This window comes from Micromonospora sp. WMMD812 (assembly GCF_027497215.1).
Lineage (GTDB): Bacteria > Actinomycetota > Actinomycetes > Mycobacteriales > Micromonosporaceae > Micromonospora.
The window spans coordinates 1,970,009-1,994,293 of sequence record NZ_CP114904.1; the positions used below are offsets into that span (position 1 = coordinate 1,970,009).

A 24,285-nucleotide genomic window follows, 5' to 3' on the forward strand; every position below is an offset into this window, starting at 1 on the left:
CACTAGCGTCGGACGTGACATGGTTTCACGCCGGTCATGTCCCGGGTCGCCGTCTGCCTTCCGCCGCGCTTCCGCCCGCCGACGACTCCCTGCCGGCCCGGGCCGCCCGTTCCCGCCCCGCCTGACCGTCCCGACGTACGCCGCCGGCAACGAGTCCTCACGGAGGCCGCGCCATGCCCGGAACAACCTCGACCAGCCCCGGCGCGTCCGGCGCCCCCGGCGGCGAGGCGGTGGCCGCGGCACATCCGCGGCGCTGGGCCGCCCTCGCGGTCATCGCGATCGCCCAACTGATGGTCGTGCTGGACGCCACCATCGTGAACATCGCCCTGCCGCACGCCCAGGCCGACCTGGGCATCAGCGACGCCAACCGGCAGTGGGTGGTCACCGCGTACACGCTCACCTTCGGCGGCCTGCTGCTGCTCGGCGGGCGGATCGCCGACTACTGGGGGCGCAAGCGGGCCTTCCTGGTCGGCATGGTCGGGTTCGCCCTCGCCTCCGCCGTCGGCGGTCTCGCCAACAACGGCGAGATGCTCTTCGCCGCCCGCGCGTTGCAGGGGGCGTTCGGCGCGCTGCTCGCCCCGGCCTCGCTGGCGCTGCTCACCGTGCTCTTCACCGACACCCGGGAACGAGCCAAGGCGTTCGGCGTGTACGGCGCGATCGCCGGTGGCGGCTCGGCCGTCGGCCTGCTGCTCGGGGGCGTCCTCACCGAGTACGCCGACTGGCGCTGGTGCCTGCTGGTGAACATCCCGATCGCCGCGGTGGCGCTGGCCGCCGCGCTCCCGCTGGTGCCGGAGAGCCGGGCCCACGGCGACACCCGCTACGACGTGCCCGGCGCGGTGGTCGTCACCGCCGGCCTGGTCTCCCTCGTGTACGGCTTCACGCGCGCCGCCGAGGACGGCTGGGGAGCCACCGCGACGCTCACGTTCATCGCGGTCGGGGTGGCGCTGCTCGTCGCGTTCGTGGTGATCGAACACCGCTCCAGCCACCCCCTGCTGCCGATGCGGATCCTGCTGGACCGCAACCGCGGCGGCGCGTACCTCACGTCCACGCTGATCGGCGCCGGGCTCTTCGGGGCGTTCCTCTTCCTGACCATCTACTTCCAGGTGGTGCTGCGCTACACGCCGCTGGAGGCCGGGCTCGCCTCGCTGCCGGTGACCGCCGGCGTGCTGATCGCCGCGGGCAGTGCCAGCCAACTGCTGCCCCGGGTCGGGGCGAAGCCGCTGATGCTGGCCGGTGCGATCCTCGCCGTGGTGGGCATGGCGGTGCTCACCCAGATCGACGTGGACACGTCGTTCGTCACCCATCTGCTGCCCGCCCAGGTCGTCCTCGGCCTGGGGCTCGGCTTCACCTTCGTGCCGCTGTCCAGCCTCGCCCTGTACGGGGTGCCCGAACACGACGCGGGCGCGGCCAGCGCCACGCTCAACGCCACCCAGCAGGTCGGCGGCTCGCTCGGCACCGCGCTGCTGAACACGATCTACACGAGCGCGGTGACCACGTACCTGGCGTCCCGGGCGCCGTCCCCGGCCACCCAGGTCAAGGCGCTGATCCACGGCTACTCGATGGCCTTCGTCTGGGCCGCTGGCCTGATCCTGCTCGCCGGCCTCGCGACCCTCGTGCTGATCCGGGTGCGTCGGGAGGACGTCCCCGCCGGCGGCGCGGCGCACCTGGGCTGAGCACGACCCCGCGCGACCACCCGCCCGGACCGCCGTGGCTCGGAAGCATCGCGTGCGGGTGCGACGCTCGGACGACGGACGGCTCGCGACCGGCGGACGACAGATACCACGACGAGCGTTATGACTGAGAGGCATAGTTATGCCTCTCAGTCATAACCCCGATCGAGGGCACCACTCGCCGGGCGCCACCGACAGGCATTGCCGGCCGCGCGCGGGAGCCGGCGGGTGAGAAGATCGATCATGCCTGTGACCAACCCGTGGCTTGCCGGTCCGACGCCTACGAAACGACTCGATCGGCAGCGTCTGGACGAGCGCATCCTCAACCTGCTGTCGTCGCAGAACATGTGCGTCCTGGCCACGGCGGGGCCGGACGGCCCGCTGGCCACGCCGGTGCGCTATTTCCATCTGGACTTCGCGCTGATGTTCACCGCGGCGGCGACGTCGCCGAAGATGCGGAACATCGCCGCCGACCCGCGCGTCTCGCTCGGCGTCTTCGCCCCGCTGGTCGGCCAGGCCAGCAGCCGCGGGGCGCAGGTCTTCGGCCGCGCCCGGGTGCTGCTGCCCGGCGATCCTGGACGCGACCACTACTGGCCCGCCGTCCGCTGGCAGTCCGACCACGTGGAGCGGTCCCGCTCGCTCGACGAGCCACCAGCCGACCCGCTGGTGGTGGTCGAGGCGGACCGCATCGTCTACACGGAGCACTGGTTGCGGCGTGAGGGCTACGCGCCCCGCCAGTCTTGGCATCGTGGTTGATCAGGCGGCCCGGCCGGACACGGGTGGCGGACCGGCGCCCACCCCCCGGGCGCCGGTCCGTGCTCAGCCCTTCACGCAGATCACCTGCTTGAGGTGTGCGACCACCTCGACCAGGTCCTCCTGCTGCGCCATCACCTCGGTGATGTCCTTGTACGCGCCGGGGATCTCGTCGACCACCCCGGCGTCCTTGCGGCACTCCACCCCCGCCGTCTGCGCCGCCAGGTCCTCGGTGCTGTAGGTCCGCTTCGCCTGCGCCCGCGACATCCGCCGCCCCGCCCCGTGCGAGGCCGAGCAGTACGCGTCCGCGTTGCCCTTGCCGCGCACGATGTACGACCCGGTGCCCATCGAGCCCGGGATGATGCCCAGGTCTCCCCGGCCGGCCCGGATCGCGCCCTTGCGGGTCACGAGCACGTCCACGCCGCCGTAGTTCTCCTCCGCCACGTAGTTGTGGTGGCACGAGATCGGCTCGTCGTAGCTCACCTGCGGGAACCGCTCGCGGACCACGCCGCACAGCACGGCGAGCATGACCGCCCTGTTGCGCCGCGCGTACTCCTGCGCCCACCACAGGTCCCGGCGGTACGCGTCCATCTCCGGCGTGCCGGCGAGGAACACCGCCAGGTCCCGGTCGGGCAGGTCGGCGTTGTGCGGCAGCCGGCGGGCCACCGCCATGTGCCGTTCGGCCAGTTCCTTGCCGATGTTCCGCGACCCCGAGTGCAGCATCAGCCAGACCCGGCCCGCGTCGGCGCCGCCCTGCTCCAGGCAGACCTCGATGAAGTGGTTGCCGCCGCCGAGCGTGCCCAGCTGCCGCTGCGCCCGGACCTCCAGCTGCGCCACCTTGCGGTCGAGGTCGGCGAACCGGCGCCAGAAGTCGTCCCAGCCGCGCTGCTCCAGGCCACGCACCCGGCGCGGGTCGACGGCCCGCTCGCGCTGCGCGAACCCGACCGGGATCGCCGCCTCGATCGCGGAACGCAGCCCGGCGAGGTCGTCGGGCAGGTCGGCGGCGGTGAGCGAGGTCCGCACCGCCGACATGCCGCAGCCGATGTCGACCCCGACCGCCGCCGGCGACACCGCCTGCCGCATCGCGATGACCGACCCGACGGTCGCGCCCTTGCCGAAGTGCACGTCCGGCATCACCGCGACGCCCTCCACCCAGGGCAGCGTGCCGATGTTGCGCAGCTGCCGGGCCGCCTGCTCCTCGATGGCGTACGGATCGGTCCAGACCCGGACCGGCGCCCGGGTACCGGCCAGCGTGGTGTAACCCATCGTCGTCTCCTCGTGTCGTGCCTGAGCTGTCTCGGAGCGGCTGGCCGGATTCGAACCGGCGACCTTCACCATGGCGAGGTGACGCGCTGCCGGGCTGCGCTACAACCGCGAGATTTTCCGGACGACGCCCGGCGGCGTCGTCACGTAGGCCGTACGGGATTCGAACCCGTGACCTCCCGGGTGAGAACCGGGTGAGCTTCCGCTGCTCCAACGGCCCGTGCCCGGGCGGGGGACCCCCCGCCCCGCCCGGTGCCGGGGCCACGGACGAAGAAGCCGCCCGGACCCCGGCGGGGGTGGGCGGCTGCGCGTGTGCGCGGGCGCGTCAGTCGCGCCGCCTCCCCCGGCGCCGGTCCCACATGGACCGACGCTCACCCAGGGCTGGTTCACCGGTGCACAACAGGGCACCCCCACGCGGCGTGAACCGCGTGGTCCGGGTATTGGTGCACTGCGACACGGCGTACTCCCTGGGTTCGGTCTGTTGACCTTGCGCGGATGACGGTAGGCGCACCGCTCGACGCCCGCAATGGATATTCAGCGCGGCCACGTTTCGGCCGGCGCCGCACCGTCGCGCGGCTAGCGTGCCGGCCTGAGACGCACCGAGGGAGGACACGTGGATCTTGAACGGCAGGTGGCCGAGCGGTTCCGGGAGGTCAACGGAGACCATCCGATGACGCTGGCGGACGACGCGTACGTCAGTCGGGAGTTCGTGGTGCTGGAGAGGCTCTGCGCGGCGCGGGGACGGGATCCCGACGCGGTACGCCGGTTGATGCTGGACCGGCGGCTGCCGCTGCCGTCGTACCTGCGCTCCGACGGCGCGCAGATGGTGCCCGCCGACCTGTTCGACCTCGCCGAGCGGTCCGGCGGCACGGAGCGGTTGGCGGACTGGTTCGTCGCGCACTGGGCCGACCGCGCGGAGGGCGCCGCGGAGTGGGACGCCTACCTGAGCGGCCAGTACGTCTGCCTGCGCTCGGTCACCCCGGAGACGATCAGGCGCAAGGGCGAGCTGGTGGCCGCCATCCGCGCCGCGGTCGACGAATTGGACGCCGGCCCGGTGGACTCCGGCCGCCGGGCCCGGCTGCACGGACTGGTCGACGAGCTGGACGCGCTCGAACCGGCGTTCACGGCGTACGACCGGCTCCGGTTCGATGGCCCGACCTCCCGCGACACCTGCATCGACGCGGTCCGGGCCCGGTACCCACGGTGACCGCGGCGGCGTCGGGACCGGCGAGTTCCCCGCCGGCCCCGACGCCGTTCAGGCCCGTACCGCGTCGAGCATCTGCAGGTAGTGCGGGTTGCGCATGACGCCGAGGATGTTGCCGAACGGGTCCACCACCGAGGCGGTGACGAAGTCGCCGTCACCGCGCGGGGTGGGCGGCTGGTGCTCCCGGGCACCGGCCGCGAGCAGGGCCGCCACGGTCGCGTCGAGGTCGTCGACGTGCCAGTAGACGACCGCCCCGCCCGGCGCGGCCGGCGTCCCCGGTGGGGCGTAGCGGCTGTCGATCAGGCCCAGTTCGTGCTGGTGGTCGCCGAGCCGGAACTCGTAGTACGCCGGCCGGCCCTCGGCGTCGCGCACCTCGTAGTAGGGCTCGACGCCGAGCAGGTCCGCGTACCAGGTCTTCGCGGCGGTCAGGTCGGCGGCCCAGAAGCTCACGGTGGCCAGTCCTCGCAGCTGCATGGTGCTTCCTCTCGTCGGTCGGTAACGCTGATGTCGACGTTACGAGCCATTGCGGAACGGTAGATTCCGCAATGGCTGGCAGACTTGCCGACATGTTGGAGACCTCGGCCCGGCTGCTGCGGCTGCTCGCCCTGCTGCAGGACGGGCGGGACCGGTCCGGGGCGGACCTCGCCGCCCGGCTCGGGGTGACCACCCGGACCGTCCGCAACGACGTGGAACGGCTGCGCGTGCTGGGCTACCACGTCGACTCCCGGCCGGGCGCCGGCGGCGGCTACCGGCTCGGGGCCGGCTCGGAACTGCCGCCGCTGCTGCTCGACGACGACGAGGCGGTCGCCGTCGCGGTCGGCCTGCGCGCCGCGGCGGCCGGCACGGTCGCCGGCATCGAGGAGACGTCGCTGCGGGCGCTGGCCAAGCTGGAACGGTCGCTGCCGTCGCGGCTGCGGCACCGGGTGGACGCGCTGCGGGCGGCCACCGTGTCCGCCGCGGCCGGTGGGCCGACCGTGGACGCGGCCACGCTGACCGCCGTCGCGTCCGCCATCCACCGCCGCGAGCGGCTGCGCTTCGACTACGTCGGGCACGACGGCGCGGACAGCGTCCGCAGCGTGGAGCCGCATCGGCTGGTCTACACCGGACGGCGGTGGTACCTGCTCGGCTGGGACACCGAGCGGGCCGACTGGCGGACCTTCCGGGCCGACCGGATCCGGCCCCGGGTGCCGACCGGGCCGCGTTTCCCGCCCCGGGAGCCGCCCGGCGGCGACGCCGTCGCGCACGTGCTGCGCGGCGTCGGCTCGTCGGCGTGGCCGCACCCCGCACGCGTACGCCTGCACGCCTCCGCCGCCGCGATGGCGGAGCGGCTGCCGGCCACGGCCGGGCTGCTGGAAGCGGTCGACGAGCACCGCTGCCTGCTGCACACCGGCGGCGAGTCGCTGACCAACCTCGCCGCGTTCCTGGGCACCCTCGACGTGCCGTTTGAGGTGCTCGACCCGCCGGAGCTGCGCGACCTGCTGCGCCGGCTGGCCGACCGGTACGCCGCCGCGGCCGCCGCCGACCCGGTGGTCAGCGCGGAGAGCGGCGCCGCGAAGTGACCGGCGTCAGGCGCCGACGGCGCCGTCGATCGCCTCCCGGAGGAAGTCGGCGTGCCCGTTGTGGCGCGCGTACTCGTGGATCAGGTGCAGCATCACCAGCCGCAGCGACACGTCCTCACCCCACCGGGCCTGGTGGCCGGTCACGTCCAGCGACTCCGCCTCCCGTTCGATGCGCCGGGAGTGCTCCACCTCCCGACGCCAGGCCGCGAACGCCTCCGTGCGGGTCGACGAGCGGGCGTCGTACGCCTCCTGGTAGTCGCCGCGGGACGACCACACCAGCGGGACGTCCTCGCCGTTGATGGTGCGGCGGAACCAGGCCCGCTCCACCTCGGCCATGTGCCGGACCAGGCCGAGCAGGGAAAGCGTCGACGGGGGCGACGACTGGCGGCGCAGCTCCTCGTCGGAGAGCCCGTCGCACTTCAGGGCGAGTGTCGCCCGGTGGTAGTCGAGGAAGGCCCGCAGCATCTCCCGCTCCCCGCCGGTCACCGGTGGGCTGATGCGCTCCGTCGTCACTGCCGTCTCCCTTCTGCGCGGGCCGTCCACTCCCGCGTCATCGGTGCCGCTCTCGACGGCACAGATGATCATGCCGGACGCGAACCGGGAGCGCGGTTCAGCCCACCGACGAACGGGCCACCGGGGCGCCGAAGTAGCGGTCCGGGTACGGCTCGTCCCGGAACCGGTAGTGCCACCACTCCCGGTCGTAGTTGACGAACCCGCCGTCGGTCATGAGGCGCTTGAGCAGCATCCGGTTGGCCCGGGCGACGCCGGTGACGGCCGGGTCGGCGGTGTGCGCCCGGGTGTCGAAGCAGTCGAAGCCGGTGCCCATGTCGACGCTGTTGTCCGGCAACCGCTGGGCGCGTGGGGCGGTGCAGGAGACGAGCGGCTGACCGGGCACGTAGGGCGGCTGGGTGGCGGTGGGCACGTCGACCAGCGTCAGGTCCAGCGTACTGCCCCGGCTGTGTGCGGTGGGCGCGCCAATGTACCCGTCGTCGAAGAGCCGGGACTTGGCCACCCTGGGGTAGAACTCGGCCTTCATCTGCTGCTCCCCGGGGTGCCTGGCCCACGCGACGAAGTCGTCGACGGCGGGCTGCGGGCGGTAGCAGTCGTACACCTTCAGGCTGTGCCCGCCGGCCAGCGCGGCGTCCTGGACCCGGCGCAGCGCCTCGGCGGCCGGCCGGGTGAGCAGGCAGAGCGGCTCCGGGTAGCCGGCGATCGGCCGGCCGACGAAGTTGTGCGGGGTGGCGTAGCGGATGTCGGTGCGGATGCGCGGATCCACGTCGCCGAGCACCACGAAGCCGGGCAGCGCCGGCCGGCCGGTGGCCGACGCCGACGGGCTGGGGCTGGCCGGTGTGGGGGCCGGCCGGGGTTCCGGCCGCGAGCAGCCCGCGAGCGCCGCGACGAGCGCGAACAGCGCGACGGCGGCCCGGCGCGGCGACGGCCGCCGGCGGCGCAGTGCCGCGCCGGGCCGCCGTCGGCCGACCGAGGCACCTGACCTGCGCACCCCTCCTGTCTATCAGCCGGCGCTCGGTGTGACGCTGAATCGCGGATGCATCCGCCGGGTGTGGTCGACCGGGCGGACCGGGCCGCGCAGCGCGACCCCCGCGACCAGCCGGGGGTCGGCGCTGGACGCGGCCAGCCGCAGCTCCAGCTCGCCCGGCTCGACCAGCCGCCGCCCGTCCCGCCCGGTGAACGAGAACAGGTCGGCCGGCACGGTCACCTCGATCCGGCAGGCCGCGCCCGCGTCCAGCGGCACCCGCAGGTAGCCGACCAGCCGCTGCACCGGCTGCACCACCGAGGCCACCGGGTCGTGCGCGTAGAGCTGCACCACCTCGCTGCCCCAGCGGTCGCCCGCGTTGCGCAGCGTGAACGCCAGCCGCAGCTCGCCGTCGGTGTCCGCCACCGCCTGCTCGACCGCCAGGTCGGACCAGTCGAACCGGGTGTAGCTGAGCCCGTGCCCGAACCCGTACGCCGGTGTGGGGTCGAGGTTGGAGACGTCGCTGGCCTGGCCGAGCCGCGCGGCGAGGTAGGTGGTCGGCTGGCCGCCGGGGCCGCGCGGCACGCTCACCGGCAGCCGCCCCTGCGGCTCCACCCGCCCGCTGAGCACTCCGGCGATCGCCGGCGCCCCCTCCTCCCCGGGGAAGAAGGACGCGACGATGGCGGCCGCCTCGCCGACGGCCCGGCCCAGCGCGTACGGTCGGCCGGCGATCAGCGTCACGACCACCGGCGTGCCGGCGTCGAGCAGCGCGTCGAGCAGCTGCTGCTGGACGCCGGGCAGCGCCAGCGACTCCGCGTCGCAGCCCTCACCGCTGGTGCCCCGGCCGAACAGCCCGGCCCGGTCACCCAGCGCGGCGATCACCACGTCCGCGCCCCGCGCCGCCTCGACGGCGGCCGCGATCCCGCTCGGGTCCGGGCCGTCGACGGTGACGCCGGCCTCGACGACCACCTCGCTGCTGGGGAGCTCGGCGCGTAGCGCCTGCGCCAGGGTGGGCAGGTCGATCCCGAGCGGCACCTCGGGGTGGCGGGGCCCGACGTGCAGCGGGAACGAGTAGCAGCCCAGCGGTGCGGTCGGGTTCTCGGCCTGCGGTCCGACCACCGCGATCCGCGCCGGCCCGGCCAGCGGCAGCACGCCGTCGTTACGCAGCAGGACCACGGCCTGTTCGGCCACCTCCCGGGCGAGCGCCCGGTTGGCCGGCGAGTCCAGGTCGACCGTGCCGCGCAGCGCGTCCGGGTCGGTGAGGTCGGCGCCGGCGAGGGCCGGCGGCACCGGATTCCAGTCCGCGTCGAGGAGCCCGAGCTGCGCCTTCTGGAGCAGCACCCGACGCACCGCGCGGTCCACCAGCGCCTCGGACACCTGCCCGGCGGCGAGCGCCGCGTGCAGCGGCGCGCCGAAGGTCTTCACCGTGGGCAGCTCGACGTCCACGCCGGCGGCCAGCGCGGCGCCGGCCGCCTCGCTCCAGTCGCCCGCCACGCCGTGCAGGGTGTGCAGGAACGCGATGCCGAAGTAGTCGGCGACCACCGTGCCGGTGAACCCCCAGGTGTCCCGGAGCAGGCCGGTGAGCAGCTGCTCGTCGGCCGCCGACGGCATCCCGTCGGTGTCGGTGTAGGCGTGCATCACCGACCGGGCGCCGCTCTCCCGGACCGCCATCTCGAACGGCGGCAGGATCACGTCGGCCCGCTCGCGCGGCCCCATCGAGACCGGCGCGAGGTTGCGGCCGGCCCGCGAGGCGGAGTAGCCGGCGAAGTGCTTGAGGGTGGCCACCACACCCGCGGACTCCAGCCCCTGGATGTACGCGGTGGCGACCGTGCCGACCAGGTAGGGGTCCTCGCCGATGGTCTCCTCGACCCGCCCCCACCGCGCGTCGCGGACGACGTCGAGCACCGGCGCGAGTCCCTGGTGCACACCGAGGCGGCGCAGGTCGGCGCCGATCGCGTCGGCCATCCGCCGGACCAGCGCGGGGTCGAAGGTGGCACCCCAGGACAGCGGCACCGGGTACGCGGTGGCACCCCAGGTCGCGAAGCCCGCCAGGCACTCCTCGTGGGCCAGGGCGGGGATGCCGAACCGGTTCCCGGCGGTGATGCGCTGCTGGGTCCGCAGCAGCGAGAGCGCGCCGAGCGCCGGGTCGACCGGCGCGGTGCCGAACGGCCGGGTGAGCTGGCCGAGCCCGTTGTCCAGCAGGGCCTCCAGGTCGACCGGCTCCGCCATCTCGTGCTGGTGCGGCGCGACCTCGCTCCCGTCGGCGGACGCGCCGACCCACACGCCGTAGAGCTGGGCCACCTTCTCCGCCAGGGTCATCGCGGCGACCAGGGCGTCGACCCGCGTGGTGAGGTCGTACGACGGGTCGTTCCAGGTCGCGGCGCCTCGTTCGATGTCCAGGGTCACGTTGTCGGTCACTTTCCTCCGACGCCCGTCAGCCCCCGCAGCGGGGCCCGGCGGGCGATCACATTGACGGTCATACGGTGTTTCGCCTCTCTGCGCGTACCGCTGCTGCTCAGCCCTTCACCGCACCCTGCAGGCCACCGACGATCTGCTTCTCGGCGAACGTGAAGAAGAGGAGTGCCGGCAACATCGCCAGCGAGGTGAACGCGAGGATCCCCGCCGTGTCGGAGGTGTACTGGCTCGAGAAGCTCTGCACGCCCAGCGGCAGGGTGTGCAGGTCGACGTCGCCGAGGACGAGCAGCGGCAGGAGGAACGCGTTCCAGCTCGCCACGAACGCGAGGACCCCGACGGTGACGAGCGCGGGCCGGGACAGCGGCAGCATGATGCGCCAGAGGAAGCCGAGCCGGCCCGCCCCGTCGATCGCGGCGGCGTCCTCCAACTCGCGGGGGACGGCAGCCAGGAAGGGACGCAGGATCACGATCGTGAGCGGCAACGAGAAGGCGATCTGCGGGAGGATCACCGCGTAGTAGGAGTTGATCAGATCCAGGTCGCGCAGCATGAGGTAGAGCGGCAGGATCGCCGCCCCGGAGGGGAAGAGCAGGCCGAGCGTGAAGAAGGTGTAGAGGGCTTCGCGCCCGCGGAACGTGTACCGGGCGAGCACGAACGCCGCGCAGACGCCGAGCAGCACGACGCCGACCGTCGTGCCCAGGGCGATCACCGCGCTGTTGAACGCCTGCTGCCAGAAGTCGCTCTGCGTCAGCACCCGGGCGTAGTTGTCCCAGACCCACGGGTCGGGCAGCCCGGCCGGGTCCGCGATGATCTGCGGGGTGGTGCGGAAGCCGCCGACGATCACGTAGACCACCGGGGCGATGGACACGGCGGCGACCGCGAGCGCCAGCCCGTAGGTGAGTGGACTGCCCCACGAGAACGGACGGCGTTGCGGTGCCGAGGGGGACAGCACGGCGTTCCCGGCCACGATCAGTTCCTCCTTCCGGTGACGGCGCCCTCGATGTCGCGACGGAGGAGGAAGCGCTGGAACAGCAGCGCCGCGATGAACGAGATGACGAACAGGATCACGGCGACCGCGTTGCCGTAGCCCCAGAGGCGGGCGAAGAAGCCGTTGTCCACCATGTAGGTGGCCATGGTGGCCGAGGCGCCGAGTGACCGGACCGCGGGCACCGAGGTCACCCAGATCACCTCGAAGGCCTGGAACGATCCGATCATCGACAGGAACATCCAGATCCGGATCGTCGGGCCCAGCAGCGGGAGCGTGACATGGCGCTGGGTCTGCCACCAGCTCGCGCCGTCGATCGCGGCGGCCTCGGTCAGCTCGGGCGGCACGTTCGACAGGCCGGCGAGCAGGAGGATGATGGCGAAGCCGACGTACTTCCAGGTGAGGACGAACAGCATCGTCCAGATCACGATGTCGAGGTCGGCGAGCCACGCCTGCACCAGGCCGCCCAGGCCGAGCTGCCGCAGCAGGGCGTCGACGGTGCCGCCGTCGGTCAGGAGCAGCTTCCACATGATGCCGACGGTGACCTCGGCGAGGACGTAGGGCACGAACACCAGCAGGCGGAACGCGGTGCGCCCGCGGAAACGACGGTTGAGCAGCAGGGCCACGCCCAGGGCGATGGGGCCCTGGACGAGCAGTGACCCGACCACGATGATGCCGTTGTTGCGCAGCGCGTCCAGGAAGATCGGATCCTCGAAGGCGAGGATGTAGTTGTCGAATCCGACGTAGTCGGTGGGCGGCCCGACCCCGCGCCACCGGAAGAGGCTGTAGTAGACCGCGAAGCCCATCGGCACCAGCACGAACATCACGTAGACGACGACCGCCGGCGTGGTGAGCCCGATGATCTCGTACCACTTGCGTCGGGTCTCGGCCGCGCGGGCGGACGAGCGCCGTCCGGCCGGGGGGCCCGCCGGCGGCGCGTCCGCGCCGCCGACGGGGTTCACGGTCTGGTCGGTGGAGGTCACTTCTTCGCGGCCGCCTTCATCGCCGAGACGACCTGCTCGGGCGTGCCGTTACCGGCGAAGATGGCGACGACCGCGTCGTTCATCGCGTTGCCGACGGTGCTGCCGAAGGCCGTGTCCAGCCAGAGCTGCACGTAGGTCGCGCCGGACGTGGCCTCCAGGATGGACTTCAGAGCGGGGTCGGTGATGCCGCCCTCCGCGCCCTTGGCGACGGGGAGGCCGGTGCCGGTCTCGGCGTAGCCCTTCTGCACCTCGGGGCTCACGATGTACTTGAGGAACTCGACGCACTCGGCCGGGGCGTTCTTGGCACAGGCGAACCCGTCGCCGCCGCCGAGGGCCGCCTTCGGGTCACCGGCGGAGCCGGCGATCGCCGGCACGGGGAACCAGCCGAGGAACTTCGCGAGCGCCTCGGGGTCCTCGGCGGCGGTCTGCAGGGTGCCTCGGTTCCAGTCGCCCATGAGCTCCATCGCGGCCTTGCCGTTGGCGAGCAGGCCGTTGGCGCTGGTCGGGTCGTTCTGGCCGGGCGTGGCGATGAAGTTGGGCTGGAACGGGTTGGTGGCGATGAAGGTCTTCAGGTCCTGGCCGGCCTTCACGAAGCACGGGTCGTCGAAGACGAGGTCGACGGACGCCTTCTTGAGCGTGTCGACCGAGCAGGCGCGCAGCGCGAAGTTGTACCACCAGTGCGCGGCGGGCCACTTGTCACCGGCCCCCAGGGCGATCGGGACGACGTTGATGGCCTTGAGCTTCGTGACCGCCTGGTTGAGCTCCTCGAACGTGGTCGGCGGAGCGGTGATGCCCGCTCGCGCGAACATGTCCTTGTTGTACCAGACGCCCTCGATGCCCATCCGGAACGGCAGGCCGTACTGCTTGCCGTCCACCTGCCAGATCTCGGCCGCGCTGCCGATGTTGGCGACCTCGGCCTTGGCCTGCTCGGTGATGTCCTTGAGGTAGTCGGCCCCCACCTGCTCGCGCATCTCGCCGCCGCCCCACGCCGCGAAGATGTCCGGCGGGTCGCTGGTCAGGAGCGCGGCGGGGAGCCGGGTGCGCTGGAGCTGGTTGGTCTCGATCGCCTCGATCTGGATCGTGACGGTCGGGTGGAGCGCGGAGAAGTCCTTGGCGACCTTCTCCCAGTACGTCTTGCCAGGCCCGTCCTGGGAGGCGTTGTGCCACCAGGTCAGGGTCACCGGGTTCTTGTAGAGCTCGTTCTCGGCGGGCGCCTCGCCGTCGCCGCCGTTACACCCGGCGACGAGCAGTGCGGTGGTCACGAACAGCGCCAGAACGGCGCCCGCGCGGTGCTTCATCGCCATCGACACGTCTCCTCGACTAGCAGTGGCGGTACTCAGGTGCGGCGAGTTTTACAGCCGTGTAACGGGGTGTCAACCGTTGTCGATAACGTTTTCGACTCCCCTGCGACGGCCTCCTGGCAGCCCTTTATCATCGTCGGCGTGACCTTCCCGGAGCGTGTCAAGATGTCGGACGTGGCCCGTACGGCCGGCGTCTCGGTGGCCACCGTGTCGAAGGTCGTCAACGGTCGGTACGGCGTGGCCCAGGCGACCGTGGAGCGCGTACGGCAGGTCATCCACCAGCTCGGGTACGAGGCCAGCCTGGGGGCGCAGAGCCTGCGCAGTCACCGCACCAACGTCCTGGGCATCCTGGTCGCCGAGTTCGAGCCGTTCTCGACCGAGCTGCTCAAGGGGGCGTCGAAGGAGGTCGCCGGCACCGGCTACCAGCTGCTGGCCTACTCCGGCGGCGACGGCGACGGCACGGCCGTCGGCTGGGAGCGGCGCTCACTGGCACGCCTGTCCGGAACGCTCATCGACGGGGCCGTGATCGTCACGCCGACCGTGGTCGAGACCAAGCAGGGTTTCCACGTCGTGGCCGTCGACCCCCACACCGGCCCGTCGGGCCTGCCCACCGTCGACTCCGACAACTTCGCCGGCGCCGTGCTCGCGACCAACTACCTGCTGTCGCTCGGTCACCGCCGCATCGGGCACATCAGCGGACGCCCCGACCTCGAGTCGGCACGCCTGCGCGAGGCGGGCTTCCGGCAGGCCATGGCCGACGCCGGCGTGGCGGTGGACGAACGGCTCGTGCGCGTCGGCGGGTTCCGGATCGAGAGCGCCGCCGCCACGGCCGAGGAGCTGCTCGCGCTGCCCGACCGGCCGACCGCCGTCTTCGCGGGAAACGACCTCTCCGCGATCTCGACCATGGACGTCGCCCGGACCATGGGTCTCACGGTGCCCGACGACCTGTCCGTGATCGGCTTCGACAACGTTCCCGAGTCGGCGCTGGTCACCCCGCCGCTCACCACGATCGCCCAACCGCTGCAGCGCATGGGCGCCGAGGCGTTGCGCCTGCTCATCGACCTGATCGCCGGCGTCGAACGCGACACGCACGTCCGGCTGCCCACCGAGCTGGTCGTCCGCGCCTCCTGCGCGCCCTACCCCCCGCCGCCCGGATCCGGTCGCCCCTCGTCTGCCCCTGCCGAACGGAACGGCTGAGTTGCTGGCGGGTGGACCCTGTCGAGGAAGTCGCGCGACAGCGCGGCGATCTCGTCGAGATTGGTCTCCAACGCCCAGTGCCCGCCGTCGAGCAGATGAAGCTCGGCGTCGGGCAGATCACGCAGGTATGCCCGGGCCGCCCCGGCGGGCATGTAGCCGTCGTGCGGCCCCCACACGATCAGGGTCGGCGGCCGGAACTCCCGCAGGTAAGCCTGCATTCCGGCAAAGTCGGCCAGGGTGTTCGCCTGGTCACCGAAGATCCCGACGAGGATCTCCGGCCGCGGCGGCGTCCGCAGTTGCGCCCAGGCGAGCGTCCACAGGTCCGGGCTGACCCGGCCGGCCAGCCGGGCGGGCAGCTCACCGAGGAACTCGTCGCGGAACCCCGCCTCGGTCACGTTGCCGGCCAACTCCGCCCGCCCCTGCGGCGTGGGCCGCTCCCAGTACCGCAGCAGCGGGGCGTACTTCGGGCCGAACTCGTCGCGGTAGATGTCGCCGTTCTGCACGATCAGGGCGGCGACCCGGTCGGGTGCCGACATGGCCAGCCGGAAGCCGTGCTGTGAGCCGTAGTCGTGCAGGTAGATCGCGTAGCGGACGAGGCCGAGGGTGTCCACGAACCGCCGGAGGAAACGGCCGTAGCCGGCGAACGTGTAGTCGAAGCCGGCCGGGTCGGGGGTGGCGCTGTAGCCGAAGCCGGGCAGATCCGGCGCGACCAGCCGCCACCGGTCTCCCAGCGCGGCCATCAGGTTGCGGTACTGGAAAGACGAGCAGGGATAGCCGTGCGGCAGCAGCACGACCGGCGCCTCCGCCGGCCCGGCCTCGCGGTAGAAGACGTCGACACCGTCGACCTCCACCCGCTGGTGTCGCACCGGTGCCGCCCCGACCACGGCCACCCCTCTCCTCGCCCTGGCCGTCGTGATGCCCACTCTGGCCACGGCTATGCCGGACCCGGCCGGCCGGACCGCCCGCCCGGCCGCGCCGGACCCGGTCCGGCGCGGCGACGGACGCGTGGTCAGTGGTGGTAGTGCCGGAAGGCCTTGCGGATGTCGACCGGCAGCGCGGGCGCGCCGTCGACCGGGGCCGGGTCCTCCTCGGTCGGGGCCACTCCCCCGGCGGCGATCCGGTCGAGCGTGGTCAGCCCGGCCCGGTCCACCGAGCCGAAGACCGTGTAGTTCGGCCGCAGCGCCGAGTCGGCGTAGACGAGGAAGAACTGGCTGCCGTTGGTGTCCGGGCCGGCGTTGGCCATCGCGAGGGTGCCCCGGGCGTAGAGCCGGCGGACGCCCGTCGGGTCGGTCGGCGCCGGGGGCAGGTCGGTCGGCAACTCGTCCCGGTAGCGGTAGCCGGGCCCGCCGGAGCCGGTGCCGGACGGGTCACCGCACTGCAACACGCTGAGCGTGGGGTACGCGGTGAGGCGGTGGCAGGAGGTCCGGTCGTAGAAGCGGTGCCGGGTCAGGTGCAGGAAGCTCTGCACGGTGCACGGCGCGGCCGCCCGGTCCAGGGTCAGCCCGATCGGGCCGTGGTTGGTCCACAGCGTCACCCGCACGGTGCCCCGATCCGGCGTACGGCGGGGGTCGGGCGGCAGCGGGACCGGCCGGGCCGCCGGCTCCTCGGGTGTCGCCGTGTAGCCGCACGGGCCATGGGTCGTGCGGGGCGCGTCCGTTCCGGCGGCCGCCAGTGCGGTGCCGGACGCGGCGACGGGGGCCGCCACGGCGGCGGTACCGCCGGCGGTGACCAGCGTCCCGGCGATCAGTGCCACCGCCGCGAGGCGGGTGCGCGTACGGGTCGGGCGACGCGGTGCGGACACGGGCTGCGGTCGTGGTTCACGCGACACGGGCATCCTCCTGGACTCGTGGTACCGGAGCGACCGGAGTCTATGGATACCGTCGGCCGTTGTCGATCCGTACGCGGGGTCCACGGCGTGTCGGAACCGGTCGGGGACAGCGCCGGGACGCGTCAGCGGGAGCCACGGCGGGCGGCCCGCCGGCGCCAGAGCAGCCCGGCCAACAGCAGCACGATCGCGGCCCCGGCGACCGGCCCGATCCACCAGTACCCGGCGATCCCGCCGCCGCCCGACCGGGTCGCGGCGGCCGGCCGAGGTGCGGCGGTGGTGGCGGACGCGGACGGCTCGACCGCCGGCGTCGCCAGCGTCTCCCCCGGCTCCACCAGCCGGCCGACCTGGGCCGACGCCGGCAGCGCGAAGCCCCAGTCGAGCAGCGCCGCGCCCTGCTCCCACCCGCGTTTCGGCTGCGGTTCGGCGCCCAGCAGCGTGACGACCAGGCGCCGGCCGCCGCGCTCGGCCGCGCCGACGTACGTGTGCCGGGCCAGGTCGGTGAAGCCGGTCTTGCCGCCCAACGCCCCCGGGTAGCGGTAGATGAGCTGGTTCTCGTTCTGGATCTGGAAGCCCTTGGTCCGCTTCGCCGGTTGGGCCGGGATCTGGGCCCGCTCGGTCAGCGCGTACCGGCGGAACGTGGGGTCGGCGAAGCAGACCCGGGCGATGAGCGCCAGGTCGTACGCGCTGGTGAACTGCCCGTGCCCGTCGAGGCCCGAGGGGGTGACCGCGTGCGTCTGGCGCGCGCCGAGCCGGTGCGCGTTCTCGTTCATCGCGCGGACGCCACCGGCGGCGCCGTCGACGCCCCCGCCGAGGCGGGCGAGCAGGTTGGCGGCCTCGTTGCCGGAGTTGAGCAGGAGGCCCAGCCAGGCGGTCTCCACGGTGTACCGGCCGCCCTCGACCAGGCCGACCGCCGAGGACCCCGGCTCGATGTCCATGTCCGCGGCGGTGACCGTGACGACCTGCTTCGGGTCCAGCCGAGGCTGCATGGTGGCGGCCAGCAGCAGCTTCTGCACGCTGGCCGGGGTGCCGTACTCGTGCGGGCCGCAGCCGCCGAGCACCTGACCCGTGTCGAGGTCTGCGACGACCCAGGACGTGGCGGTGATCGCCGGCGGGGCGAGCACGCCGGTGGGCACCACGAGCCCGGCGGTGGCGAGCGCGGGCCCGCCGACGACCCGGTCCTCGGGCACCGCGGGCGGCGGGGTGGGGCGCGGCGGCCGGGAGACCTTCGGCGCCGGCACCCGCGGGCAGGGCACGGGCGCCGGGGAAGCCTCCGGAGCAGCGCCGGCCGGTGCGGTGCCGGCGGGTGCCGTGCCGGCGGCGGGTGTCGCCGCGCTCGCGGGGGTGGGCGCCGGCGCGGCCGAGGCCGGTGGGACCGGGCCGGCGGAGAGAAGGACGGCGGTCGCCACGGTCGCCAGCAGCCGGACTCTCATGCCAGCACCCTAATCCGCGGCCTGGGTTGGCCGGGGCGGGACCACGGGGCGGACAACGTTCATGGTCCCGGGGTCGACCAGCTACCAACCCGAGATCGATAGGTCACAACCTGTTGCCCGGCGCGTCACTGTGCGACTAGAACCAGAGCACGATCGCCCGGGCGTCCCGGCGACGGTGGCGAGGTGATGACCGTGGCCCTGATCTCCTTCGACGACACCGACGCGGCGGCGTTCGCCGCCACCCGGGAGCTGCCGCACAGCGGCCTGCACCGGTGGCGGCACGCCGTGCAGCAGCACCTACGCCCGCGGGCCGGGACGGCCGTCCTCGACCTCGGAGCCGGCACGGGGGCGTGGGCGGCCGCGTTCACCGACTGGTACGGCGTCCGGGTGGTGGGGATCGAGCCGGCCGAGGCGATGCGCGCGCGTGCCGCCCACCGCCCGCTGCTCGCCGGGGACGCCGCCGCGCTCCCGCTCCGGCAGTCCACGATGGATGCCGCCTGGCTCTCGACGATGATCCATCACATTCCCGACCTGGACGCAGCGGCCCGCGAGCTGCGCCGGGTGCTCCGGCCCGGAGCGCCGGTGCTGGTCCGCTCGCCGTTCCCCGGCCGGCACCGGCGGATCGCCCTGTTCCACTGGTTCCCCGAGGCGGTGCGGGTGCTGGAGCGCTACCCCGACGTGGCCCGGGTACGCTCGGCGTTCGCCGCCGCCGGGTTCACCGTCAGCACGATCGAGCCGGTCGCCCAGACCACCGCCCGGTCGCTGGCCGAGTACGCCGAACGCCTCGACCGGCGGGCGCACACGCCGCTTCAGCTGATCACCGATGCGGAGTACGCGGCGGGCATCGCTCGGCTGCGGGCGGCCGCGCGCGACGACTCCGGCCCGGTCGTCGACCATCTCGACCTGCTCGTGCTGCGCTGAGCGGATCCACGGCGCGCGCCAGCGGGTCGGCGCGGGCCGCGAGCACGGTGGAGACCGAGCGGCGCTCGCCCGCGCGGCTCGGTCAGGTCCGCTCGCGTGCCGCACGCTGGCGCAGGTAGTCGTGCAGCGCCGCGGAGGCCAGCAGCCGGCGCAGGCTGCGCCGATACAGCTCCTGTTCCCGGCGGGCCAGCTCGGCGCGGACCTTCTGCGGACTGCCGGTCGTGCGCATCTCCGCCAGCACCGCCGTGATGATGTCGAACGGATAGGCGCCCCGGCGCAGCAGCGCGACCACCTGGGCCGCACGCTGCTCGGTCTCGTCGTACACCCGGTAGCCGGTGCCCGGGACGCGCGCCGGGCGCAGCAGGCCGCGCCCCTCCCAGAGCCGTAGCTGGGCCGTGCGGGCGCCGACCAGCGCGGCGACCTCGCCGATGCGGGCCGGACGCCGCGGCGCCGGCGGCGGCGCCGTCGCGCCGGCCACGACGGTCTCGAACGCGCCCAGCACCCGCCGGATCTCGGCCCGCTCGCGGTCCAGTTCCGCGTGGCCGCCGTCGAGCGCCGCCAGCGCCGCCGGCAGGTCGCCCCGGTGCACCGCCGCCATGACCTCCCGGGTACGCGACCAGCCGTGCCCCTCCGCCATCCGCCGCGCCACCGTGAGCGCGTGCGCGTGCTCGCCGGTGAAGATGCGGTAGCCGCTCCCGGTGCGCCGCACCGGAGGGAGCACGCCCTGGTCCACGTAGTTGCGGACCTGCTGCACCGAGATCCCGGCGGTCGCCGCCAGGTCCACCGCCCGCAGCCGCTCACCGATGCTCACGCGGTCACCGTACCGGTTGACACGTCGTTTGAGACTTTCCCGCCTATCTCGGGAGCACGCGTGCCCGCACGTTCGCGAAACCCTCCACACGTAGGTCAATGAGAGAATTGAATCCATCAGACCCCGAAGCCAGGGAGTGGGCGTCCGCCCGCGCCCGAGATCTCTCGAAGGGTTCGCATGCCGCAGCCAGCACGGTCCGCCGCCGACAGCCACGACATGATCGAGGTACGCGGAGCGCGGGAGAACAACCTCGCCGCCGTCTCGGTCGACATCCCCAAGCGCCGGCTCACCGTCTTCACCGGTGTCTCCGGGTCGGGAAAGTCGTCACTCGTCTTCGGCACCATCGCCGCCGAGTCGCAGCGCATGATCAACGAGACCTACAGCGCCTTCCTCCAGTCCTTCATGCCCAGCCAGAGCCGGCCCGACGTCGACTCGTTGCGCAACCTGAGCGCCGCCATCGTCGTCGATCAGGAACGGATGGGCGTCAACTCCCGCTCGACCGTGGGCACCGCCACCGACGCGTACGCGATGCTCCGGATCGTGTTCAGCCGGCTCGGCACCCCTCAGGTGGGCGGGGCCGGCGCGTTCAGCTTCAACCTCGCCGAGGGCATGTGCCCGACCTGTGAGGGGCTCGGCCGCGTCTCCGACCTCGACATCCACGAGCTCGTGGACGTCGAGCGTTCACTCAACGACGGCGCCATCAAGGTGCCGAACTTCGCCGTCGACTCCTGGTACTGGCAGACCATCGTCGGCTCCGGCCTGTTCGACCCCGATCAGAAACTGCAGGACTACACCCCCGAGCAGTGGGAGGACTTCCTGCACAAACCGGCCACGAAGATCAAGATGGGCAGCAACAACTGGACGTACGAGGGCCTGGTCACGAAGGTCCGTCGGCTCCTCCTGGCCAAGGACCGGGAGTCGATGCAACCCCACATCCGGACGTTCGTCGACCGCGCGGTCACGTTCACGACCTGCGCCGCCTGTGCCGGCACCCGGCTCAACGAGGCGGCGCTCTCCTCCCGGATCGCCGGCCGCAACATCGCCGAGTGCTCGGCCATGCAGATCAGCGACCTCGCCGAGTTCGTCCGCGGCATCGACGACCCGGCGGTGGCGCCGCTGACCGGCACCCTGCGCGACGTGCTGGACTCGCTGGTCGAGATCGGTCTCGGCTACCTCAGCCTGGACCGCGAGTCGGCCACCCTCTCCGGCGGCGAGGCGCAGCGGGTGAAGATGGTCCGGCACCTCGGCTCGAGCCTGTCCGACGTCACGTACGTCTTCGACGAGCCCACCGTCGGCCTGCACCCGCACGACATCGCCCGGATGAACGACCTGCTGCTGCGCCTACGCGACAAGGGCAACACCGTCCTGGTGGTCGAGCACAAGCCGGAGACCATCGCGATCGCCGACCACGTGGTCGACCTCGGGCCCGGCGCGGGCGCCGCCGGTGGCCAGGTCTGCTACACGGGCGACCTCGCCGGCCTGCGGGCCTCGGGCACGCTGACCGGCCGCCACCTCGACCACCGGGTGGGCCTCCGGGCCGCGGTGCGCCAGCCCACCGGGCACTTGCCGATCCGCAACGCCGACCTGCACAACCTGCGCGACGTCAGCGTCGACGTCCCGCTCGGGGTGCTGACCGTGGTCACCGGGGTCGCCGGCTCGGGCAAGAGCTCACTGATCCACGGCTCCCTGCGACGGCGCGACGGCGTGGTCGTCGTGGACCAGTCCGCCATCCGCGGCTCCCGGCGCAGCAACCCGGCCACCTACAGCGGCCTGCTCGACCCGGTACGGGCCGCGTTCGCCAAGGCGAACGGGGTCAAGGCCGCCCTGTTCAGCGCGAACTCCGCGGGCGCCTGCCCGGCCTGCAAGGGAATCGGTCTGATCTACACCGACCTGGCGATGATGGCCGGCGTGGCCACCGTCTGCGAGCGGTGCGAGGGCCGGCGATTCACCCCCGAGGTGCTCACCTACACGCTGCGCGGGAAGAACATCAGCGAGGTCCTGGGCATGTCGGTCACCGAGGCGTACGACTTCTTCCCCAGCGGGCCGGCCCACGTCGTCCTCGGTCGGCTGGCGGACGTCGGGCTCGGCTACCTCAGCCTGGGCCAGCCGCTCACCACCCTCTCCGGCGGGGAGCGGCAGCGGCTCAAGCTGGCCATCCACATGGCCGAGAAGACCAGCACGTACGTCCTGGACGAGCCCACCACCGGCCTGCACCTGGCCGACGTCGACCAACTGCTCGCGCTGCTCGACCGGCTCGTCGACGCCGGCAACACGGTGATCGTCATTGAGCACCACCAGGCGGTGATGGCGCACGCGGACTGGTTGATCGACCTCGGCCCGGGCGCCGGTCACGACGGCGGCCGGATCGTCTTCACCGGCACGCCGGCCGACCTGGTCGCGCACGGCGACACCCTGACCGCCCGGCACCTCCGGGAGTACGTCGCCGCCTGACTCTCTCAGCTCCTCGCGCCGTCGGCACGGCCGGCCGGCACCACGGGCCTGGTGTCGGCCGGCCTCTGCCGGGCCGGCCTCAGGCCGCCCAGCGTTCCGTCGCCGGCACGGCGACCGGCGTCGAGCCGTCCGCAGGCGTGGGGTCGACCATCCGGCGCAGCCAGTCACGAAGGGGTCGCACCGTCACCGTGATCGAGGTCAGCAGCCCGAGGAGGATCAACATCGTGTGCAGGAACAGGGTGGCCAGCACGACGAGGACGGCCAGCGACACGACCAGCAGTGCCAGGTGCGGCACCGGCCGGAGGTACCCGGGTGTTCGCAGGTGGCGGGAAGGAGGTGAAGCCATGGTGGTACCTGCCTAGGATCTCGGACGAAGCCGCACTCTTACCCGTGTCCGCCAGGGCGAACCCTGCCGTGGCGAATCGCACCGTCGTACGACGGCCGGTCACGTGAGTCGACGCACCCACCGCCGTTGCCAGGGCGTCTCCACCGCCCGGGGCCGGTAGGTCGACCGTACCCAGTCCACGGCCCGCTCGGGCGGCAACCCGTCCAGCACGGCGAGCGCGGCCAGCGCGGTCCCGGTGCGCCCCTGGCCGCCCCGACAGGCGACCTCCACCCGCTCGCCGGTCCGCGCCCGGCGCAGCGCCTCCCGCAGGGCGTCGAGCGCATCCCGGCGGTCCAGCGGTACCCAGAAATCCGGCCACCGGATCCGCCGATGCGGCCAGGTCGGCACCGGACCGGGCGCCAGCAACAGGGCGAAGTCGGCCGGCGAGGCTGGATCGGCGATCCGACGCCCGCGCACCGCGGCCCCGCTCGGCAGTACGACCACACCGGGCTGCTCCGCCCAAAAAGCCTCCACACTCATGCCGGCATTCTCCCCGTCCGGCCCGGTTACCGGGGCGGGCGGCGCGCATGGGCGGCCCCGGACGGCTCGGACGGACGGGCGGGCGGCGCGCATGGGCGGCCCCGGACGGCTCGGACGGACGGGCGGGCGGCCCGGCCTCGGGCGGTGCGGATGCGCGGGCAGGCGCAGGTAGACAGCGCCGCCCCCGGCTGGGTGGCCGGGGGCGGCGCTGAGGTGTCGGTGTGCAGGTCGCCTCGCGGCGAGTGGCACGAACGCGGCTCCAGCCGAACGGTAGTCCGCGACGGCATTTATTAGGTGAGGCCCGGGGACACTGGGCACACCGACACTCCACACAACCTACCCGCGCCCCCGCTTGTTCCCACCTGCCAAGCCGCACCGATCCGGCATGCCCTGGAGCCCGAGCTGCCGCTGGCCGGCACCCCCTTGGTTGGGGGTGCCGGCCAGTGGTGTTGTTCGTGTTCGGTTGTTGCTCTTGTTCGCTGGGGTCAGCTGTTCCAGTGCTGGGCGACGAGGTCGGCGGCCTGCTGCTCCCACTGCGCGTACGCATCCGGGTAGGCCGACACCTGCACGGTCTGGGCGGCGTCGGTCAGCGGCATGTCCTGCCACCCGTCGACCTGCTTGAGGCCCTTGAGGAACGCCTGGGTGGAGTAGATCGGGTCGGTGATCTGCTCCGGGCTACCCCAACCCGAGCTCGGGCGCTGCTGGAACAGGCCCAGCGAGTCATGGTCGTTGCGGTCGCCGAGGTGGCCCAGGTTCTCCAGCTTCGACTCCTGCAGGCTGGTGGCGATCGAGATCACCGCGGCCCGCTCGTCCATACCGGACTTCTTCGTCGCGGCGATGATCGCCTTGACGTTGGCGGTCTGCTCGTCGTTCAGGTCGATGCGCGACTGCGCGCCCTGCACACCGTGCGGGATCAGCTTGCCGGCGTCCACCTTGTCCGACTGCACCGCGGCAACCGGCGACACATCCACCGACTGCGCGTTGTGCGCCGCGATCGGACCACCGATGACACCACCGGCGAAGGCCAGACCAGCAATACCCAGCACGCTCTTCCGCATGATCGTGTTCATGACGAAGCTCCTTCGGGGGTGAGTCACGCCGATGGGGGCCGGCGCGGCACGCGGAACACCAACGGGCGTCCGCACAAAGGGAGGAAAGTCTGTGTCCCGGGGTCACGA

22 protein-coding genes and 2 tRNA genes are annotated in these 24,285 nt (G+C 73.0%); 7 read left to right on the forward strand and 17 right to left on the reverse strand.

Annotated elements, in window-relative coordinates:
• Positions 1 to 173: 173 nt before the first annotated feature.
• Together O7603_RS08965 and O7603_RS08970 are read left to right on the forward strand one after the other, a co-directional pair.
• A complete protein-coding gene (locus tag O7603_RS08965; RefSeq protein ID WP_281575229.1) occupies positions 174 to 1,673 on the forward strand; it encodes an MFS transporter in 1,500 nt (499 codons plus the stop codon).
• Between the two features lie 240 nt (positions 1,674 to 1,913).
• A complete protein-coding gene (locus O7603_RS08970; protein ID WP_281575230.1) occupies positions 1,914 to 2,426 on the forward strand; it encodes a pyridoxamine 5'-phosphate oxidase family protein in 513 nt (170 codons plus the stop codon).
• A gap of 63 nt (positions 2,427 to 2,489) precedes the next feature.
• Here O7603_RS08970 and O7603_RS08975 read toward each other — a convergent pair whose 3' ends face one another.
• From O7603_RS08975 to O7603_RS08985, 3 genes are all read right to left on the reverse strand, one after another.
• Positions 2,490 to 3,689 (reverse strand): RtcB family protein, encoded by a 1,200-nt coding sequence (locus O7603_RS08975; RefSeq protein ID WP_281575231.1) that lies wholly within the window; start codon positions 3,687 to 3,689, stop codon positions 2,490 to 2,492.
• A 35-nt stretch (positions 3,690 to 3,724) separates the two neighbouring features.
• A tRNA-Gly gene (locus tag O7603_RS08980) sits at positions 3,725 to 3,798 on the reverse strand.
• A gap of 36 nt (positions 3,799 to 3,834) precedes the next feature.
• Positions 3,835 to 3,906: transfer RNA gene (locus tag O7603_RS08985), tRNA-Glu, on the reverse strand.
• Positions 3,907 to 4,299: 393 nt separating this feature from the next.
• On the opposite strand from O7603_RS08985, the gene O7603_RS08990 reads away from it, so the two are divergent.
• Complete coding sequence (locus O7603_RS08990) at positions 4,300 to 4,893, forward strand: DUF6058 family natural product biosynthesis protein (protein WP_281575232.1); 594 nt, start codon at positions 4,300 to 4,302, stop codon at positions 4,891 to 4,893.
• Positions 4,894 to 4,941: 48 nt separating this feature from the next.
• Here O7603_RS08990 and O7603_RS08995 read toward each other — a convergent pair whose 3' ends face one another.
• The gene (locus O7603_RS08995; protein ID WP_281575233.1) at positions 4,942 to 5,364 is read right to left on the reverse strand and encodes a VOC family protein; all 423 of its coding nucleotides are present in this window, start codon (positions 5,362 to 5,364) and stop codon (positions 4,942 to 4,944) included.
• Between the two features lie 92 nt (positions 5,365 to 5,456).
• Between O7603_RS08995 and O7603_RS09000 the strand changes: the two genes are divergently transcribed.
• Entirely contained in the window at positions 5,457 to 6,449 is a 993-nt protein-coding gene (locus O7603_RS09000) for a YafY family protein (RefSeq protein WP_281575234.1), read from the forward strand.
• 6 nt (positions 6,450 to 6,455) lie between these two features.
• Here O7603_RS09000 and O7603_RS09005 read toward each other — a convergent pair whose 3' ends face one another.
• From O7603_RS09005 to O7603_RS09030, 6 genes are all read right to left on the reverse strand, one after another.
• Entirely contained in the window at positions 6,456 to 6,962 is a 507-nt protein-coding gene (locus tag O7603_RS09005) for a DinB family protein (protein WP_281575235.1), read from the reverse strand.
• A 97-nt stretch (positions 6,963 to 7,059) separates the two neighbouring features.
• Positions 7,060 to 7,860 carry a M15 family metallopeptidase gene (locus O7603_RS09010; RefSeq protein WP_281576644.1) on the reverse strand — a complete coding sequence of 267 codons (801 nt, stop codon included), beginning with the start codon at positions 7,858 to 7,860 and terminating at the stop codon, positions 7,060 to 7,062.
• A gap of 102 nt (positions 7,861 to 7,962) precedes the next feature.
• Positions 7,963 to 10,341: a glycoside hydrolase family 3 N-terminal domain-containing protein gene (locus tag O7603_RS09015; protein ID WP_281575236.1), complete on the reverse strand. Its 2,379-nt coding sequence runs from the start codon at positions 10,339 to 10,341 to the stop codon at positions 7,963 to 7,965.
• 97 nt (positions 10,342 to 10,438) lie between these two features.
• A complete protein-coding gene (locus O7603_RS09020; RefSeq protein WP_281576645.1) occupies positions 10,439 to 11,308 on the reverse strand; it encodes a carbohydrate ABC transporter permease in 870 nt (289 codons plus the stop codon).
• Positions 11,305 to 12,303: a sugar ABC transporter permease gene (locus O7603_RS09025; RefSeq protein WP_281575237.1), complete on the reverse strand. Its 999-nt coding sequence runs from the start codon at positions 12,301 to 12,303 to the stop codon at positions 11,305 to 11,307. The genes O7603_RS09020 and O7603_RS09025 overlap by 4 nt, the downstream gene beginning before the upstream one ends.
• On the reverse strand, positions 12,300 to 13,607 hold the full coding sequence (locus tag O7603_RS09030) for an extracellular solute-binding protein (protein WP_281575238.1): 1,308 nt from the start codon (positions 13,605 to 13,607) through the stop codon (positions 12,300 to 12,302). The genes O7603_RS09025 and O7603_RS09030 overlap by 4 nt, the downstream gene beginning before the upstream one ends.
• Before the next feature lie 138 nt (positions 13,608 to 13,745).
• Here O7603_RS09030 and O7603_RS09035 point away from each other — a divergent pair, with 138 nt between their 5' ends.
• Positions 13,746 to 14,801 (forward strand): LacI family DNA-binding transcriptional regulator, encoded by a 1,056-nt coding sequence (locus O7603_RS09035; protein ID WP_281575239.1) that lies wholly within the window; start codon positions 13,746 to 13,748, stop codon positions 14,799 to 14,801.
• Here the strand turns inward: O7603_RS09035 and O7603_RS09040 are convergent.
• The 3 genes from O7603_RS09040 to O7603_RS09050 all read right to left on the reverse strand — a co-directional run bounded on the left by O7603_RS09040 (position 14,741) and on the right by O7603_RS09050 (position 18,059).
• Positions 14,741 to 15,691: an alpha/beta hydrolase gene (locus tag O7603_RS09040; RefSeq protein ID WP_281575240.1), complete on the reverse strand. Its 951-nt coding sequence runs from the start codon at positions 15,689 to 15,691 to the stop codon at positions 14,741 to 14,743. The two genes, O7603_RS09035 and O7603_RS09040, sit on opposite strands and share 61 nt — an antisense overlap.
• Before the next feature lie 119 nt (positions 15,692 to 15,810).
• Complete coding sequence (locus tag O7603_RS09045; RefSeq protein ID WP_281575241.1) at positions 15,811 to 16,635, reverse strand: peptidylprolyl isomerase; 825 nt, start codon at positions 16,633 to 16,635, stop codon at positions 15,811 to 15,813.
• A gap of 116 nt (positions 16,636 to 16,751) precedes the next feature.
• Complete coding sequence (locus O7603_RS09050; RefSeq protein ID WP_281575242.1) at positions 16,752 to 18,059, reverse strand: serine hydrolase; 1,308 nt, start codon at positions 18,057 to 18,059, stop codon at positions 16,752 to 16,754.
• Between the two features lie 192 nt (positions 18,060 to 18,251).
• Here O7603_RS09050 and O7603_RS09055 point away from each other — a divergent pair, with 192 nt between their 5' ends.
• The gene (locus O7603_RS09055; protein WP_281576646.1) at positions 18,252 to 18,980 is read left to right on the forward strand and encodes a methyltransferase domain-containing protein; all 729 of its coding nucleotides are present in this window, start codon (positions 18,252 to 18,254) and stop codon (positions 18,978 to 18,980) included.
• Positions 18,981 to 19,062: 82 nt separating this feature from the next.
• Here the strand turns inward: O7603_RS09055 and O7603_RS09060 are convergent, their stop codons facing one another.
• Entirely contained in the window at positions 19,063 to 19,791 is a 729-nt protein-coding gene (locus tag O7603_RS09060) for a MerR family transcriptional regulator (RefSeq protein WP_281575243.1), read from the reverse strand.
• 177 nt (positions 19,792 to 19,968) lie between these two features.
• Here O7603_RS09060 and O7603_RS09065 point away from each other — a divergent pair, with 177 nt between their 5' ends.
• Positions 19,969 to 22,242 (forward strand): excinuclease ABC subunit UvrA, encoded by a 2,274-nt coding sequence (locus tag O7603_RS09065; RefSeq protein WP_281575244.1) that lies wholly within the window; start codon positions 19,969 to 19,971, stop codon positions 22,240 to 22,242.
• 79 nt (positions 22,243 to 22,321) lie between these two features.
• On the opposite strand, the gene O7603_RS09070 is transcribed toward O7603_RS09065, so the two are convergent.
• From O7603_RS09070 to O7603_RS09080, 3 genes are all read right to left on the reverse strand, one after another.
• Complete coding sequence (locus O7603_RS09070; RefSeq protein ID WP_281575245.1) at positions 22,322 to 22,537, reverse strand: hypothetical protein; 216 nt, start codon at positions 22,535 to 22,537, stop codon at positions 22,322 to 22,324.
• A 150-nt stretch (positions 22,538 to 22,687) separates the two neighbouring features.
• Complete coding sequence (locus O7603_RS09075) at positions 22,688 to 23,107, reverse strand: protein-tyrosine phosphatase family protein (RefSeq protein WP_281575246.1); 420 nt, start codon at positions 23,105 to 23,107, stop codon at positions 22,688 to 22,690.
• Positions 23,108 to 23,592: 485 nt separating this feature from the next.
• Positions 23,593 to 24,177, reverse strand: coding sequence for a hypothetical protein (locus O7603_RS09080; protein ID WP_281575247.1), 585 nt, complete (start codon positions 24,175 to 24,177; stop codon positions 23,593 to 23,595).
• Positions 24,178 to 24,285: the final 108 nt, after the last annotated feature.

Excerpts from the sequence above, each read along its gene's own strand:
- O7603_RS08965 (WP_281575229.1), top strand. The coding sequence starts at position 174 with ATGCCCGGAACAACCTCGACCAGCCCCGGCGCGTCCGGCGCCCCCGGC.
- O7603_RS08970 (WP_281575230.1), top strand. The coding sequence starts at position 1,914 with ATGCCTGTGACCAACCCGTGGCTTGCCGGTCCGACGCCTACGAAACGA.
- O7603_RS08975 (WP_281575231.1), bottom strand. The coding sequence starts at position 3,689 with ATGGGTTACACCACGCTGGCCGGTACCCGGGCGCCGGTCCGGGTCTGG.
- O7603_RS08995 (WP_281575233.1), bottom strand. The coding sequence starts at position 5,364 with ATGCAGCTGCGAGGACTGGCCACCGTGAGCTTCTGGGCCGCCGACCTG.
- O7603_RS09000 (WP_281575234.1), top strand. The coding sequence starts at position 5,457 with ATGTTGGAGACCTCGGCCCGGCTGCTGCGGCTGCTCGCCCTGCTGCAG.
- O7603_RS09030 (WP_281575238.1), bottom strand. The coding sequence starts at position 13,607 with ATGGCGATGAAGCACCGCGCGGGCGCCGTTCTGGCGCTGTTCGTGACC.
- O7603_RS09045 (WP_281575241.1), bottom strand. The coding sequence starts at position 16,635 with ATGCCCGTGTCGCGTGAACCACGACCGCAGCCCGTGTCCGCACCGCGT.
- O7603_RS09050 (WP_281575242.1), bottom strand. The coding sequence starts at position 18,059 with ATGAGAGTCCGGCTGCTGGCGACCGTGGCGACCGCCGTCCTTCTCTCC.
- O7603_RS09065 (WP_281575244.1), top strand. The coding sequence starts at position 19,969 with ATGCCGCAGCCAGCACGGTCCGCCGCCGACAGCCACGACATGATCGAG.
- O7603_RS09075 (WP_281575246.1), bottom strand. The coding sequence starts at position 23,107 with ATGAGTGTGGAGGCTTTTTGGGCGGAGCAGCCCGGTGTGGTCGTACTG.
- O7603_RS09080 (WP_281575247.1), bottom strand. The coding sequence starts at position 24,177 with ATGAACACGATCATGCGGAAGAGCGTGCTGGGTATTGCTGGTCTGGCC.